This window comes from Pseudomonas sp. DSP3-2-3 (assembly GCF_049898225.1).
Lineage (GTDB): Bacteria > Pseudomonadota > Gammaproteobacteria > Pseudomonadales > Pseudomonadaceae > Aquipseudomonas.
The window spans coordinates 35495-50854 of the sequence record NZ_JAFCXH010000005.1 but is presented as its reverse complement, the minus strand read 5'-3'; the positions used below and the strand labels follow the sequence as shown (position 1 = coordinate 50854).

General features: G+C 58.0%; 15 protein-coding genes. 8 read left to right on the top strand and 7 right to left on the bottom strand.

All coding sequences use genetic code 11. From position 1 onward, the window contains the following. The 5 genes from tusC to ACP7E4_RS07550 all read left to right on the top strand — a co-directional run bounded on the left by tusC (position 1) and on the right by ACP7E4_RS07550 (position 3094). Positions 1-363: a sulfurtransferase complex subunit TusC gene (tusC, locus tag ACP7E4_RS07570; RefSeq protein WP_426115252.1), complete on the top strand. Its 363-nt coding sequence runs from the start codon at positions 1-3 to the stop codon at positions 361-363. Beyond that, complete coding sequence (gene tusB / locus ACP7E4_RS07565) at positions 363-662, top strand: sulfurtransferase complex subunit TusB (RefSeq protein WP_426115254.1); 300 nt, start codon at positions 363-365, stop codon at positions 660-662. Before tusC ends, tusB begins: the two co-directional genes overlap by 1 nt. Beyond that, positions 659-994 (top strand): TusE/DsrC/DsvC family sulfur relay protein, encoded by a 336-nt coding sequence (locus ACP7E4_RS07560; RefSeq protein WP_426115256.1) that lies wholly within the window; start codon positions 659-661, stop codon positions 992-994. Before tusB ends, ACP7E4_RS07560 begins: the two co-directional genes overlap by 4 nt. Continuing rightward, the gene (locus tag ACP7E4_RS07555) at positions 991-1992 is read left to right on the top strand and encodes a glycosyl transferase family protein (RefSeq protein ID WP_426115258.1); all 1002 of its coding nucleotides are present in this window, start codon (positions 991-993) and stop codon (positions 1990-1992) included. The genes ACP7E4_RS07560 and ACP7E4_RS07555 overlap by 4 nt, the downstream gene beginning before the upstream one ends. A 94-nt stretch (positions 1993-2086) precedes the next feature. Continuing rightward, positions 2087-3094 carry a glutathione S-transferase family protein gene (locus ACP7E4_RS07550; protein ID WP_426115260.1) on the top strand — a complete coding sequence of 336 codons (1008 nt, stop codon included), beginning with the start codon at positions 2087-2089 and terminating at the stop codon, positions 3092-3094. Positions 3095-3171: 77 nt separating this feature from the next. Here the strand turns inward: ACP7E4_RS07550 and cysG are convergent, their stop codons facing one another. From cysG to ACP7E4_RS07520, 6 genes are all read right to left on the bottom strand, one after another. Then, a complete protein-coding gene (cysG, locus tag ACP7E4_RS07545; RefSeq protein ID WP_426115263.1) occupies positions 3172-4566 on the bottom strand; it encodes a siroheme synthase CysG in 1395 nt (464 codons plus the stop codon). Then, entirely contained in the window at positions 4567-5847 is a 1281-nt protein-coding gene (gene serS / locus ACP7E4_RS07540; protein WP_426115265.1) for a serine--tRNA ligase, read from the bottom strand. A 16-nt stretch (positions 5848-5863) separates the two neighbouring features. Continuing rightward, the gene (crcB, locus tag ACP7E4_RS07535; RefSeq protein ID WP_426115267.1) at positions 5864-6238 is read right to left on the bottom strand and encodes a fluoride efflux transporter CrcB; all 375 of its coding nucleotides are present in this window, start codon (positions 6236-6238) and stop codon (positions 5864-5866) included. Between the two features lie 2 nt (positions 6239-6240). Then, the gene (locus tag ACP7E4_RS07530; RefSeq protein ID WP_020290223.1) at positions 6241-7563 is read right to left on the bottom strand and encodes a replication-associated recombination protein A; all 1323 of its coding nucleotides are present in this window, start codon (positions 7561-7563) and stop codon (positions 6241-6243) included. A 19-nt stretch (positions 7564-7582) separates the two neighbouring features. After that, positions 7583-8206 carry an outer membrane lipoprotein chaperone LolA gene (lolA, locus tag ACP7E4_RS07525; RefSeq protein WP_426115269.1) on the bottom strand — a complete coding sequence of 208 codons (624 nt, stop codon included), beginning with the start codon at positions 8204-8206 and terminating at the stop codon, positions 7583-7585. Between the two features lie 78 nt (positions 8207-8284). Beyond that, positions 8285-10726: a DNA translocase FtsK gene (locus tag ACP7E4_RS07520; protein ID WP_426115271.1), complete on the bottom strand. Its 2442-nt coding sequence runs from the start codon at positions 10724-10726 to the stop codon at positions 8285-8287. 429 nt (positions 10727-11155) lie between these two features. Here ACP7E4_RS07520 and aat point away from each other — a divergent pair, with 429 nt between their 5' ends. The 3 genes from aat (at position 11156) to infA (ending at position 12919) form a co-directional block, all read left to right on the top strand. Beyond that, a complete protein-coding gene (aat, locus tag ACP7E4_RS07515) occupies positions 11156-11869 on the top strand; it encodes a leucyl/phenylalanyl-tRNA--protein transferase (RefSeq protein WP_426115273.1) in 714 nt (237 codons plus the stop codon). A gap of 23 nt (positions 11870-11892) precedes the next feature. Further along, complete coding sequence (locus ACP7E4_RS07510; protein ID WP_065833781.1) at positions 11893-12600, top strand: arginyltransferase; 708 nt, start codon at positions 11893-11895, stop codon at positions 12598-12600. Positions 12601-12700: 100 nt separating this feature from the next. Then, positions 12701-12919: a translation initiation factor IF-1 gene (infA, locus tag ACP7E4_RS07505; RefSeq protein ID WP_002553999.1), complete on the top strand. Its 219-nt coding sequence runs from the start codon at positions 12701-12703 to the stop codon at positions 12917-12919. Positions 12920-13060: 141 nt separating this feature from the next. Here the strand turns inward: infA and clpA are convergent, their stop codons facing one another. Next, on the bottom strand, positions 13061-15331 hold the full coding sequence (gene clpA / locus ACP7E4_RS07500; protein ID WP_065833780.1) for an ATP-dependent Clp protease ATP-binding subunit ClpA: 2271 nt from the start codon (positions 15329-15331) through the stop codon (positions 13061-13063). Positions 15332-15360 lie beyond the last annotated feature (29 nt).

Below are 15360 nucleotides of genomic sequence, written 5' to 3'. Positions count from 1 at the left end.
ATGGCCAAGTCATTGCTGGTGGTCAGCCGTCAGGCACCCTGGTCTGGATTGAGCGCTCGTGAAGCACTGGATATCGTGCTGGCAGGCGGCGCTTACGATTTGCCGAACGGGCTGCTGTTCATGGATGACGGCGTTCTTCAATTGCTTCAAACACAAGACGCCGCAGCCGTGCAGCAGAAAGACCTCACGGCGAATCTCAAGGCGCTGGAGATGTTTGGCATCGAAGATATTTTTGCCTGTGGCAAAAGCCTTGCGGAGCGTGGGATGTTTCCCGGCAATTTGAACATTGCTATCCGCCAGCTTCCCCAGGAGCAGGATATTTCCGAACTCATCGACCGCTACGACCACGTGATTACAATCTGATGGCAACCTTGCATGTGTTATCTCATTCCCCGTTCGCCGACAGCCGCTTGACCAGCTGTCTGCGCCTGCTTGGCAGTAAAGATGCGCTGCTGCTGTGTGGCGACGCCACTTACGCGCTGACTCAGGCCACTGCGCCGCTGCAAGCGCTGGAAGATCGCATCAATACCTTTGAGCTGTATGCGCTTGAAGAAGACATCAAGGCGCGCAACATGACGGTTCCGAGCTGGGTGAAGCGGGTGGACTATGCGCAATTTGTCGAGCTTTCGATCCGTTACGACAGGGTCAATACGTGGCTATGAAACATCTGACTGTGGACGGACGCACTATTGCCCTGGACAAGGACGGCTTTCTTGCCAACCTCGACGATTGGTCGCTGCAGGTCGCTGATGCCTTGTCCACTCAAGAAGGTATCGAATTGAGTCCAGAGCACGTGGAGATCCTGCAGACGCTGCGGGACTTCTACGCCGAATTTCAGTTATCACCTGCGACCCGGCCACTCATCAAATACACCGCATTGAAGCTTGGCCCTGAAAAAGGCAATAGCCTGCACCTCAATCGCCTGTTCAACGGCACTCCTGCCAAACTCGCCGCCAAGCTGGCGGGCCTGCCAAAGCCGACCAATTGCATATGACCGACTACGCCCCGCTAACACTGGAAACTCCCGCAGAACACCCATTTGCGCCCTTCGTGCGCATTCTTGGCAAAGGCAAGCGTGGGGCCCGCAACATGACGCGCGAAGAAGCTCGCGAGGCCATGGGCATGGTGCTCGACGAAAAGGTCGAAGACACGCAACTGGGTGCCTTCCTGATGTTGTTGCGCCACAAGGAAGAAAGCGCAGAAGAGCTGGCGGGTTTCACCGAGGCGGTACGCGAACGGCTGAATGCGCCACCGTTGCCCGTGGATATCGACTGGCCGACCTATGCTGGCAAGAAGCGCCATCTGCCGTGGTATCTGCTGGCGGCCAAATGCCTGGCGCAAAATGGCGTAAAGGTGCTGATGCATGGCGGCGGCGCGCATACCGCCGGACGTTTATATAGCGAACAGCTACTGGGACTACTGGGTATTCCACTGGCTCGAAACTGGCAGGAAGTCGGTTCCGCGCTTGAACAGCATAATCTGGCGTTCATCCCGCTCGCCGACTGGGCGCCGCAATTGCAGCGCATGATCGACCTGCGCAACACGCTCGGCCTGCGCTCACCCATTCACTCGCTGGCACGAATCCTCAATCCGCTGGGCGCGCGTTGTGGTTTGCAGAGCATTTTTCATCCGGGTTATCAGAGCGTTCATCGCGACGCCAGCGGCTTGCTTGGCGATCACGCCATCGTGGTCAAAGGTGACGGCGGCGAGGTTGAAATCAATCCTGACACCATCAGCCATCTTTATGGCACCACCGATGGCCAGCCTTGGGACGAAGAATGGCCTGCACTCTCGGATCGTCGCCACGTGAAGCCGGCATCGCTTGATCCGCAACAACTCGTCGCTCTGTGGAAAGGTGAGGTGCAGGACAGCTATCCGCAACTCGCGCTGATTTCCACCATCGCCCTGGCCTTACGCGGCCTTGGCTTACCCCGGGATGAAGCTTTCGAGCGTGCGGAACATTTTTGGGCGAATCGAGATACATCGATTTAACTGATCGTTACGCCCCACCCTTTGCGCTTTTTGTTCGAACGAATCGGCCTAGACTGTCCTCCAAAGCACGTAATCAACGAATTTGGAGTCAGATATGGGCCTTCTCGTAGAAGGACGCTGGCACGACCAGTGGTACGAAAGCAGTAAAGACGGGGCGTTTCAGCGTGAGCAAGCACAGCGCCGTAACTGGATCACTGCGGACGGCAGGCCCGGCCCTTCCGGCGAAGGCGGCTTCAAGGCCGAAGCTGGCCGCTATCACCTCTATGTTTCGCTGGCCTGTCCATGGGCTCACCGCACGCTGATCTATCGCAAACTCAAAGGGCTGGAAAGCCTCATCGATGTGTCGGTGGTCAGTTGGTTGATGCGCGAAAACGGCTGGACCTTCGACGTTGAAAAAGGCTCCAGCGGCGACCCACTCGATAACCATAGCTTTCTGTACCAGCGTTACCTGGCCGATACTGCGGACTACACCGGGCGTGTGACAGTGCCGCTGTTATGGGACAAAAAGCTGCAACGTATCGTCAGCAACGAGTCGGCCGAAATCATTCGCATGTTCAACTCTGCGTTCGACGGGCTGACCGGCAATCGCCTGGATCTGTATCCCGATGCGTTGCAGCAGCCGATCAATGAGCTGAACGACCGCATTTATCCCGCCGTGAATAACGGTGTTTATCGTGCCGGTTTTGCGACGTCGCAAAGTGCCTACGAAGAAGCCTTCGACGATGTGTTCGCTGAACTCGATGCCCTCGAAAAGCTGCTGAGCGAAAAACGTTACCTCACCGGCGAATACCTGACCGAAGCCGACATCCGCCTGTTCACGACAATCGTGCGTTTCGACCCGGTGTATCACGGTCATTTCAAATGCAATGAGCGTCGTATCGCCGACTACCCGAACCTGCGCAACTGGCTTTTAGAGCTGTATCAGTGGCCGGGCGTGGCTGAAACGGTCGATTTCGAGCACATCAAGCATCACTACTACGCCAGTCACAGCACCATTAATCCGACAGGCATTGTGCCGAAAGGTCCGCAGCAGGATTTGAGCGTTGCCCATGACCGGGCACGCCTGACCGGACGCAACATCTGGCAGAAAACCGGGCAATAAAAAACGCCGGACTGCTTGAAGACTCTGGAATCAGAGGCCTCGAACAGTCTGGCGTTGTTGTGTGCGTCTCTAGAGGATCAAACGCTAGCCTGAGCCCCTTCGAACCAGGCCAGTTTTTCCCGCAGCTTGACCACTTCGCCCACAATCACCAGGGTCGGAGCATGAACTTCATGCTCGGCCACCAATTGCGGCAAATTCGCCAATGTTCCGGTGAACACTCGCTGATTAACCGTCGTGCCTTGCTGGATCAGCGCTGCAGGCGTATCTGCCGAGCGGCCATGCTTGATCAACTCTTCACAGATGATCGGCAGACCGATCAGGCCCATGTAGAACACCAGCGTCTGGCCAGGCGAGACAAGATCGGTCCACGGCAGATCCGTGGTGCCATCTTTCAGGTGCCCCGTCACGAAACGAACTGATTGTGCATGATCCCGATGGGTCAGCGGGATGCCGGCGTAGGCCGCACAGCCGCTGGCGGCAGTGATACCCGGCACCACCTGAAACGGAATGCCGTGGGCTGCCAGCTCCTCGATTTCCTCGCCACCACGCCCGAAGATGAACGGATCGCCGCCCTTCAAGCGCAATACGCGCTTGCCCTGTTTGGCCAGATCCACCAACTGTCGGTTGATCTGATCCTGAGGCAAAGCGTGATCGGCGCGCTGCTTGCCGACGTAGACACGTTCGGCATCGCGACGGCACAGGTCCAGAATTGCAGGCGCCACCAGTCGGTCGTAAAGCACCACGTCGGCTTGCTGCATGAGGCGCAAGGCGCGGAACGTCAGCAAGTCCGGATCGCCCGGCCCTGCGCCAACCAGATACACCTCGCCCGGCGCATGTGGCGGCTCGCCCGCAACCTTGGCCATCAGCAAACGTTCTGCTTCGGCGCCCTGCCCGGCCAGTTGTCGATCAGCGATCGGTCCCTGGAAAACCTCTTCCCAGAAAGCGCGACGCTGCGTGACGTCCGGATAAAGGTGCTTTACCTGACTGCGAAAACGCGCTGCCAGACCGGCCAACTGACCATACGTCGAAGGAATCCAGGTTTCCAGCCTGGCACGAATCAGCCGTGCCAGCACCGGAGCATCACCGCCACTGGAGACCGCGATCACCAGTGGCGACCGATCAACAATCGCCGGGAAGATCACGCTGCACAAGGCAGGCGCATCGACCACGTTCACCGGCACGCAACGCAGCTTGGAGTCCTCGGAAACCCGGGCATTGAGCGGTTCGTCATCGGTGGCGGCAATGATCAGCACGCAGCCATCGAGATCACTTTCGCGATAGCCACGAAGAATCAACTGGCCGCCATTGGCCTTGACCAACTCCACCAGTTGCGGCTCGATTTCAGGTGCAACCACCCGCAACAGCGCACCGGCGTCGGCAATCAAGCGGGATTTGCGCAAGGCAATCTCGCCACCGCCCACGACCAGCACTTGGCTGCCACGCAGGTTATGGAACAGCGGCAGAAATTCCATTTAGCCGATGACCTCGATACCGCCCATGTAAGGCTTGAGCACTTCAGGTACACGAATCGAACCGTCAGCCTGCTGGTAGTTTTCCAGCACCGCGACCAGGGTACGGCCAACTGCCAGACCCGAACCGTTCAGAGTATGAACCAGTTCCGGCTTGCCGGTTTCCGGATTGCGCCAGCGGGCCTGCATGCGGCGCGCCTGGAAATCACCGCAGTTGGAGCACGACGAAATTTCACGGAATTTGTCCTGGCTCGGGATCCAGACTTCCAGATCGTAGGTTTTCACTGCGCTGAAACCCATGTCGCCGGTGCACAAGGCCAGTACGCGATAAGGCAGCTCAAGCAGTTGCAACACACGTTCGGCGTTGCCTGTCAGCGATTCAAGCGCCGCCTGGGACTGGTCCGGCGCAACGATCTGAACCATTTCGACCTTGTCGAACTGGTGCTGACGAATCATGCCGCGGGTATCACGGCCCGAAGCGCCCGCTTCACTGCGGAAGCACGGTGTATGCGCGACGAACTTCAATGGCAGCTGCTTGGCGTCGAGAATCTCACCGGAAACGATATTGGTCAGCGACACTTCCGCCGTCGGGATCAGGTACAGATCCGCCTCACCTTCGCGGGAAATCTTGAACAGATCTTCTTCGAATTTTGGCAGCTGGCCAGTGCCTTGCAACGCTGGCGCCTGAACCAGATACGGCGTGTAGGCTTCTTCGTAGCCGTGCTCATAGACGTGCAGATTGATCATGAACTGCGCGAGCGCACGGTGCAGACGCGCGATCGGTCCGCGCAGCAAGGCGAAACGGGCACCGGAAAGCTTGGCGGCGGTTTCAAAGTCGAGCCAGCCGTATTTCTCGCCCAGCGCCACGTGGTCCTGAACGGCGAAATCGAACGCAGTCGGCGTGCCCCAGGTGCGGACTTCGACGTTGTCGTCTTCGTCCTTGCCAACCGGTACGGATTCGTGAGGCAGGTTCGGCATGCTCAGCAGCATGGCGTCCAGTTCTGCCTGGATCGCGTCCAGTTCCACTTTGCCGGTGCTCAGCTCTTGCGCCATGCGCTCGACATCAGCCATCAGCGGCGCAATGTCTTCGCCGCGCTGCTTGGCCTGACCAATGGATTTGGAACGGGCATTGCGCTCGGCCTGCAATTGCTCGGTGCGGGTCTGTACCGTCTTGCGCTGGGTTTCCAGCGCTTCGATGCGGGCTACATCCAGTGTAAAGCCACGGGAAGCCAGGCGATCCGCTACGTCCTGAAGTTGAGTACGTAACAGTTTGGAATCGAGCATATCGTTCTCTCGTCTATCAAAGTCTGGTCAGGGACAGGCCAACCCACGTCGCGAGCAGCCCGCCGAACACGCTGATCCCTGCATAGCCCAGGGCCAGAGGCATTTGCCCGCTTTCCAGCAGGCGCAGCGTATCCAGTGAAAAGGATGAAAAGGTCGTAAGACCACCAACAAAGCCGACAATCAGGCCGGCGCGAATCTCGATCGGCACTTCCGGACGCAACAGGAACAGCCCGTAAAGCACACCAATGATCAGGCAACCGACGATGTTGACCGCCAGCGTCGCCGTATAGAAATGTCGCGGCCAGTTCGCGCTGACCCAAGTGCCAGCAGCGAAGCGCAATAATGTACCAGCGATACCGGCAACCGACACCGCAAGAATCGTTTTGATCACAACTACTTTCTCCGCTGCCGGGGGCTCGCCGCGTCCAGCGCAGCCAGATGACGCAATTTTTCGCCGATTTTCAGTTCCAGGCCGCGAGGCACCGGCTGGTAATACTGGCGCGGTTCGAGCTCGTCAGGAAAGTAGTCTTCGCCGGCAGCGTAGGCATCAGGTTCGTCGTGGGCGTAGCGGTATTCTTCGCCGTAACCCAGTTGCTTCATGAGTTTGGTCGGCGCGTTGCGCAAGTGCAGCGGGACTTCGAGAGAGCCGTGCTCGGTCGCTTCGCGCATCGCCGTCTTGAAGGCCATGTACACCGCATTGCTTTTCGGCGCACAGGCCAGATATACAATCGCCTGCGCAACCGCCAGTTCGCCTTCCGGACTGCCCAACCGTTCTTGCACATCCCAGGCGGACATGCACAACGGCAGCGCGCGTGGGTCAGCATTGCCGATGTCTTCGCTGGCCATGCGCACCACCCGGCGCGCCAGATACAGCGGATCGCAGCCGCCATCGATCATGCGCGCGAACCAGTACAGCGCCGCGTCAGGATTGGAGCCGCGAATGGATTTGTGCAGCGCGGAAATCTGGTCGTAGAACGCTTCACCGCCCTTGTCAAAGCGACGTCGGCTGTCACCCAGCAGACTTTGCAGCAAGTCGAGGCCGATTTCCGAACCGTCTTCAGCCAGGTCAGACGCGTTCTCCAGCAGATTGAGCATGCGCCGACCGTCGCCATCGGCGGCGGCCATCAGCATCGCAAAGCCCTCATCGCTCAAGCTCAAGCGATGCTGACCCAGCCCACGGTCTTCGGTGAGCGCGCGCTGCACCAGCTTGCGCAGCGCTGACTCGTCTAGACTCTTGAGCACGTAGACACGGGCGCGGGACAGCAAGGCGTTGTTAAGCTCGAACGAAGGGTTTTCCGTGGTGGCACCAATGAAAATCAGCGTGCCATCTTCGACATAGGGCAGGAATGCATCCTGCTGAGACTTGTTGAAGCGATGCACTTCGTCGACAAACAGAATTGTGCGTCGACCGTATTGCCCGGCCTGCTGCTTGGCCACTTCGACAGCCAGGCGAATTTCTTTCACGCCTGCGAGCACTGCCGAAACGGTTTCGAAATGCGCGTCGGAAACCTTGGCCAGCAGCCGCGCCAAAGTGGTCTTGCCGACGCCCGGCGGCCCCCAGAAGATCATCGAGTGCAGCGCGCCCTGCTCCAACGCTTCGCGCAAAGGCTTGCCGTGGGCAAGCAAATGCTCCTGGCCGACGTATTCGTCCAGGTTGGTCGCACGCAAGCGTGCGGCCAGCGGCTGAGCTATCGGGTCACTTCGAAACAGGTCCATGGGCGACGTTTAAAACCTCTTATTCCTGAATGACATCAGCGCCTTTCGGAATCTGGAACTGGAATTTGCTCGCCGCGATCGGCTCATTGGCCTTCACGCCAGTGAACAGGATATTGGTGCGCTGACCCACGCTGTCGATCAACTGCATGTCATTGATGATGCCGTTGCGAAACGACAGGCGCAGGCTGTCGAACAGCGTGTCCTTGGTCTTGGGCTTGAGCACGAAGTCGATAACGCCGCCCGCTTCCTTGGACGAAATGTCAAAGCTTTCGCTGATCTTCGATACATCGCCGGACAGCAGCAGCGCTGGGGTTTGAGTCAGGCGCTGGTCCAGGGTCTTGATCGTGACTTGTTCAAGATCGGGGTCCCACAGCGAAACCTTCTTGCCATCGGAAACCATCAGCTGTTCCTGTGGCGCATCGGTGTGCCAGTTGAACAGGCCAGGACGCTGCAAGGCCATCTGACCGGCAGTTTCCTGCAACTGAGTGCCGCTGCCATCCAGGGTCAGCTGGGAGAATCGTGCGGTAAGTGTCTGGGATTTTTCCAGCAACTGGGTCAGCCGCGCGACATCCTTGGGGTCGGCATGGGCCGGAATCGCGGAAAAGGTCAGTGCAGTTACCAACAACATGCGGATAAGACGCATGGGAGTCCTCATTGAGTTCGGTGAAATCCCGCCGACGCATCCAGTGCATCGGCGGACAGGTTGTTCAAATTCTTGCTGTCAGTCACGCATCGGCGCTGGCGCGATGACTTCGCGAGACCCGTTGGTGTTCATGGAAGTGACGACGCCCGCCATCTCCATGGCTTCGATCATGCGCGCAGCGCGGTTGTAGCCGATCTTCAGCTTGCGCTGGACCGCAGAAATCGAAGCGCGACGACTTTCGAGGACGAATTTGACCGCTTCGTCGTACAGCGCATCACTTTCACTGTCGTCGGAACCTTCGCTGCTGCCGCCATCGAAGCCACTGCCGGGCTCTTCAACGCCTGCCAGAATATCTTCGTTGTAGTCCGGCGTCCCGCGCAGTTTCCACGCTTCGACGACACGGTGAACCTCATCGTCGGAAACGAAGGCGCCATGGACACGGATTGGCAGGCTGGTGCCCGGCGGCATGTAAAGCATGTCACCGTGACCCAGCAATTGCTCGGCGCCGCCCTGGTCGATGATGGTCCGTGAGTCGATCTTGCTCGACACCTGGAACGCCATCCGCGTCGGAATGTTGGCCTTGATCAGACCGGTGATCACATCTACCGAAGGTCGCTGGGTCGCGAGAATCAGGTGAATCCCCGCCGCACGGGCTTTTTGGGCAATACGTGCGATCAGCTCTTCAACCTTTTTGCCGACGATCATCATCATGTCGGCAAATTCGTCCACCACCACCACGATGGTCGGCAACTTGGTCAACAGCGGCGCTTCGTCGTGAATGCTTTCGCGCTTGTACAGCGGATCGACTAGTGGAGTTCCGGCTTCCTGCGCTTCCCGAACCTTCTGGTTGAAGCCCGACAGGTTACGCACGCCCATCTTCGCCATCAGCTTGTAACGACGCTCCATCTCGGCAACGCTCCAGCGCAGAGCGTTGGCGGCGTCCTTCATGTCCGTTACCACTGGGCAGAGCAAGTGCGGAATGCCTTCGTAGATCGACAGCTCAAGCATCTTCGGGTCGATCATGATCAGCTTGGCGTCTTCCGGGCCGGACTTGAACAGGATCGACAGGATCATCGCGTTCACACCGACCGATTTACCGGAACCGGTGGTACCCGCGACCAGCAAGTGCGGCATTTTCGCCAGATCGGTGATCACCGGCTTGCCGCCGATGTCATGTCCCAACGCCAGGGTTACCGGGGATTTGGCATCGTCATACTCGGGAGTCGCCAGCACTTCGGAGAAGCGCACGATCTGCCGGTCTTCATTGGGGATCTCGATGCCGACCGTGGTCTTGCCGGGAATGACTTCCACAACCCGCACGCTGGTGACCGCGAGGGAACGCGCCAGGTCCTTGGCGAGGTTGGAAATACGGCTGACCTTCACGCCCGCAGCGGGTTGAATTTCATAACGGGTGATGACCGGACCAGGATGGATCGAATCGACGGTAACCTCGACGCCAAACTCCTTGAGTTTGATTTCGAGCAGATTGCCAACTGCGGCCAGGGATTCTGGCGAGTAATTGAGCTGTTTCTTTTCTGCCGGATCAAGAATCGAGATCGGCGGCAAAGTGCCTTCCACCGCGCTGTCGACAAACAACGACGCTTGCTTTTCCTTCTGCACGCGCTTGCTTGGCTCGGGCGCCTTGGCAGGTGCTGGCGGGATAACCGCAGCAATGTGTTTTTCTCGCTCGGCCACGGGCTTGGTGAAAACCTGTTCACGGGGCGGCTCGACCGGTCGCTCTCTGGGCTTGACCGGCTCGCGACGCTCACCAGCAACCGGCGCCACTTTGTCGTAGTCCCGGCTATCGGCTTCACGCAGTTGCGCGACCATCTGCTTGCGCTCGTTGCGCGCCGTCCACCAACGGCTGGCCGCGCCCTGAAACAGCTCCAGCAGATCCAGTGTGATCTTGCCGGTCACGTCCATGACCTTGAACCAGGACAGATCGGTAAACACCGTCAGGCCGAACAGAAACAAGGCAATGAACAACAAGGTGCTGCCCTGGATGTTCAAAGCTTTCTTGGCCATGTCGCCCAGAATTTCACCCAGAACGCCGCCCGCCGAACCGGGGAAACCTGCCGCGAAATGGAAATGAATATGCGCCAGCGCGGCACCGGCCAGAACCAGGAACACCAGGCCGATCAGGCGCCAGGAGAACAACCAGCCGCTCCACTGCCAGGGTTCGTGGCGATGACGGAAGATCTGCCAGGTCTTGATCGCCAGCAACAACGGGAAGATGTAGGCAAAGTAGCCCAGCACCATGAACAGGATGTCAGCGCAGAAAGCACCCGCACGCCCGGCCGCGTTCTGGACTTGCACCGCGCTGCTGGTGTGGCTCCAGCCGGGATCATTCTGGTCGTAGGTCAGCAGTGCCATCATCAAATACAGGCACAGGGCGCCGAAAGCGATCAGCGCACCTTCCTTGAGCCGGTAGTGCAATTGCTGCCGCCAAAGCGGAACGGGGCTGGGTGCTGCGGTGGATTTCTTCAAAACGCTTTTTTTCCTGCGCTGGAGCGCGAACATCTGATGGTTGACGTCGAACGTACTGTATTCACGAAATAAGGATCGTCAGTCCTGAAAACGGGTGTAGACGGCGCGCTGCCAGGCGCTGACCGGACGATAACTCGAAAGACAAGCAACACGGTTGGCATTGTACGGGTTTGCACCGTCGATGCCACGCTAGTCTGGCTTGGGTGTAGCATATCTTCAAGGCTCACCGGGAACGGTCAATTTGAGCACGCATTGCCTTTGCTGACAAAGACTTATGAGACGTACCTTGCTCAGCTTCGCGAAACGTTACAGGCCGTACGAATTCAGGGTGACTTATCGCCCAAAAAGCCATCATACGGTCAGGAGACCGACCTCAAAAGGACGACCGCTTATGACCACACATGTTACGCAGAGTTGCAGCATTGCGCTTATCGCCCTCCCCTCTCGCACAGTCTTGACCTCATGCTGACCTGGTTGCAACGCAACAGCCTGGTATTTCCGCCGCTGGAAAAAGCCCTGCGCGAGCCTGACGGTTTGCTCGCCGCAGGCGGCGACCTGTCCGCAGACCGGCTGATTCAGGCTTACCGCCATGGCTGCTTCCCGTGGTTTCAGGAAGGCCAGCCGATCCTCTGGTGGTCGCCGGATCCGCGCACGGTGATATTTCCCGAGGAGCTGCATGTATCTCGCAGCCTGGGCAAGGTCATCCGGCAGGCGCGCTTTCAGGTGACCTTCGATCAGGACTTTGCCGGGGTAATACGCGCCTGCGCAGGGCCGCGCAGTTATGCGGACGGCACCTGGATCACCGGCCCGATGCAGACCGCTTATCTGGAATTGCACCAGCGCGGTCACGCCCACAGCGTTGAGGTGTGGGAAAACGGTACGTTGGTGGGCGGCTTGTATGGCCTGGCCATGGGGCAGCTGTTCTTCGGGGAATCGATGTTCAGCCATGCCGATAACGCCTCGAAAGTGGGTTTTGCCACTTTGGTGGAGCGTTTGAGCAGTTGGGGGTTCGTATTGATCGACTGTCAGATGCCAACCGACCATTTGCACAGCTTTGGCGCTCGGCCCATCCCGCGCCGGGAGTTTGCCGATTACCTGCGTCGACATCTGGACCAGCCGAATAACGCCGACTGGTTGCCTAGGCGAGTTCAGCAGGCTGACATACACTCTAACTAAAGGTTTTTATCAGGGGGGCGATCATGACAGAGCTGGCCCGGCTTAAGTTTTATGCCACTCAACCCCACTCCTGCAGCTATTTGCCTGAGGAGCAGGCGACCACGCTGTTCCTGGATCCCAGCCAGCCGATGGACGTCAAGGTCTATGCCGACCTATCGGACATGGGCTTCCGCCGCAGTGGCGATCATCTGTATCGACCTCATTGCCAGAATTGCAGTGCATGCGTGCCTGCCAGAATCCCCGTCGACCTGTTTGTACCGAATCGCCAGCAGAAGCGCATTTTCAAACGCAACGCGGATATCCAGGTCAGCAGTACCAAGCCGCACTTCACCGAAGAATATTTCGATCTTTATCAGCGCTATATCGAACAAAGACACGCTGATGGCGACATGTTTCCACCCAGTCGCGACCAGTTTTCGACTTTTTTGGTTCGCGACCTGCCCTTCTGCCGGTTCTACGAGTTTCGTGTCGAAAAACGCCTGGTTGCAGTCGCAGTTACCGACCTGCTGCCCAACGGCCTTTCAGCGGTTTACACCTTCTACGAGCCGACCGAAGAGCGCCGCAGTCTGGGGCGATACGCTATTTTGTGGCAGATAGCAGAAGCCTCGCGCCTCAAGCTCCACGCGGTCTATCTGGGGTACTGGATAAAGAACTGCCAAAAGATGAATTACAAGACCCAATATCGGCCCATTGAACTGCTGACAAATCAGAGATGGGTCACTCTTTACTGAAGCCCTTGGCTTAAACATCATTTTTCGGGCACAATGCACGCCGCTTTTGCCTGGCGCCACTTGCACCGGGCCACTCATTGGATACCGAGGGCTTTACTGCATGTCGAAAGAAGACAGCTTCGAAATGGAAGGCACTGTCGTCGACACCCTGCCCAACACCATGTTTCGTGTGGAGTTGGAAAATGGGCACGTCGTAACCGCGCATATATCCGGCAAGATGCGCAAGAACTACATCCGTATTCTTACCGGCGACAAGGTGCGTGTTGAACTGACGCCCTACGACTTGAGCAAAGGGCGCATTACTTACCGCGCCCGTTAAGCAGGTCTTAACAAAAACGCCCGGCATCTGCCGGGCGTTTTTGTTCGTCTGAATTTTGTTCGAATTCAAGCGTGCCGCCAACAAAAAGCCCCGCGCCTCTTGCGAGATGCGGGGCTTTTTCCCGGGAGCTGCCTCCGGGACTTAGGCCATTTCTGCCGTAGTCTCGAAATCGAAGGTCATCTCGCCATCCTTGACGTCGATGTGCACAACGCCACCGTGCTCAGCCAATTCGCCGAACAGGATCTCTTCAGCCAGCGGACGCTTGATCTTGTCCTGGATCAAACGAGCCATTGGTCGAGCACCCATCTGCGCATCGTAACCACCCGCCGCCAACCAGCTGCGCGCTGCATCGGTGACTTCGAGCAGGACCCGCTTGTCTTCCAGCTGCGCCTGAAGCTCGGTGAGGAACTTGTCCACCACGCTCTTGATAACCTCATGACTGAGGCGACCAAATTGAATGATGGTGTCCAGGCGGTTGCGGAACTCAGGCGTGAAGCTCTTCTTGATCACTTCCATCGCATCAGACGAGTGGTCCTGATGAGTAAAGCCGATGGATGCACGCGCTGCGGTTTCCGCGCCTGCGTTGGTGGTCATGATCACGATCACATTACGGAAGTCAGCTTTGCGGCCGTTGTTATCGGTCAAGGTCCCGTGGTCCATCACCTGCAACAGCAGGTTGAAGACTTCCGGGTGAGCTTTTTCGATTTCATCGAGCAGCAACACGCAATGCGGCTGCTTGGTGATCGCTTCAGTAAGCAAACCGCCCTGGTCAAAGCCGACATAGCCCGGAGGCGCACCGATCAGACGCGATACGGTGTGACGCTCCATGTACTCGGACATGTCGAAGCGTACCAGCTCGATACCCAATGCCTTGGCCAACTGACGAGCCGCTTCGGTCTTGCCGACACCGGTAGGACCGGCGAACAGGAAGGAACCGACTGGCTTGTCCGGCGACTTCAGGCCCGCACGAGACAATTTGATGGCTGTCGACAGTGAATCAATAGCTGCATCCTGACCAAACACCGTCAGCTTGAGATCGCGCTCAAGGTTACGCAGCAGTTCCTTGTCGGAGCTGTTGACGTGTTTAGGCGGAATACGTGCAATTTTCGCGACGATGTCTTCAACCTGCGCCACTTCAATGCGTTTCACACGCTTCTCGATTGGCTGCAGGCGCTGATAGGCACCTGCCTCGTCAATCACGTCGATCGCCTTGTCCGGCATGTGCCGGTCATTGATGTAGCGTGAGGCCAGCTCAGCAGCTGCGCGCAGTGCTTCGTCGCTGTACTCGATATTGTGGTGCTGCTCGAAACGCCCTTTGAGGCCCCGAAGAATGCCGATGGTGTCTTCCACCGACGGCTCGGAGACATCAACCTTCTGAAAGCGGCGTGCAAGCGCGCGATCTTTCTCGAAAATGCCGCGAAATTCCTGGAACGTGGTGGAACCGATGCAACGGATATCACCGGAAGAAAGCAGCGGCTTGAGCAGATTCGAAGCATCCATGACGCCGCCGGATGCAGCACCTGCACCGATGATGGTGTGGATTTCATCAATGAACAGAATGGCATGCGGACGTTTTTTCAGCTCATTGAGCAGCGCCTTGAAGCGCTTCTCGAAATCGCCACGGTACTTGGTCCCGGCCAGCAATGCGCCAAGATCAAGGGAGTAGACGACGCTGTTGGCGAGCAGATCAGGCACCTGATTGTCGACAATACGTTTGGCCAGGCCTTCGGCGATTGCCGTCTTGCCAACACCAGCCTCGCCTACCAGCAGCGGGTTGTTCTTGCGGCGTCTGGCGAGGATTTGCGCAACGCGCTCGACCTCAAGCTCACGACCGACCAGCGGGTCGATACGACCCTGGCGCGCCAGTTCGTTGAGGTTGCTGGCATAGGCATCCAGAGGATTGCCTGAAGAAGAAGACTCACCGCCCTCGTCGTCCTGCATATCTTGCTCACCTTCAGAGTGATCGCCGTGCCCAGGCACTTTAGAAATGCCATGCGCGATGTAGTTGACAACATCGATGCGTGCAACGCTCTGCTGTTTGAGCAGAAACACTGCCTGGCTTTCCTGCTCACTAAAAATCGCAACCAGCACGTTGGCGCCAGTGACTTCACGCTTGCCGGAACTCTGCACGTGGAAGACAGCACGCTGCAGCACACGCTGGAAGCCCAGGGTTGGCTGGGTTTCGCGATCCTCGTCGTGGACCGGGATCAGCGGCGTGGTGGAGTCGATGAACTCCTGCAGATCATGCTTGAGCTTATCGAGGTTTGCGCCGCAGGCACGCAGAACTGTGGCGGCAGCCTCATTATCCAATAGAGCCAGCAGGAGGTGCTCGACGGTCATGAATTCATGACGCTTGGAGCGGGCCTCCTTGAAGGCCAGATTGAGGGTGACTTCGAGCTCACGGTTTAACATAGCTTCACCTCATACCCAAGTGGTCGGCG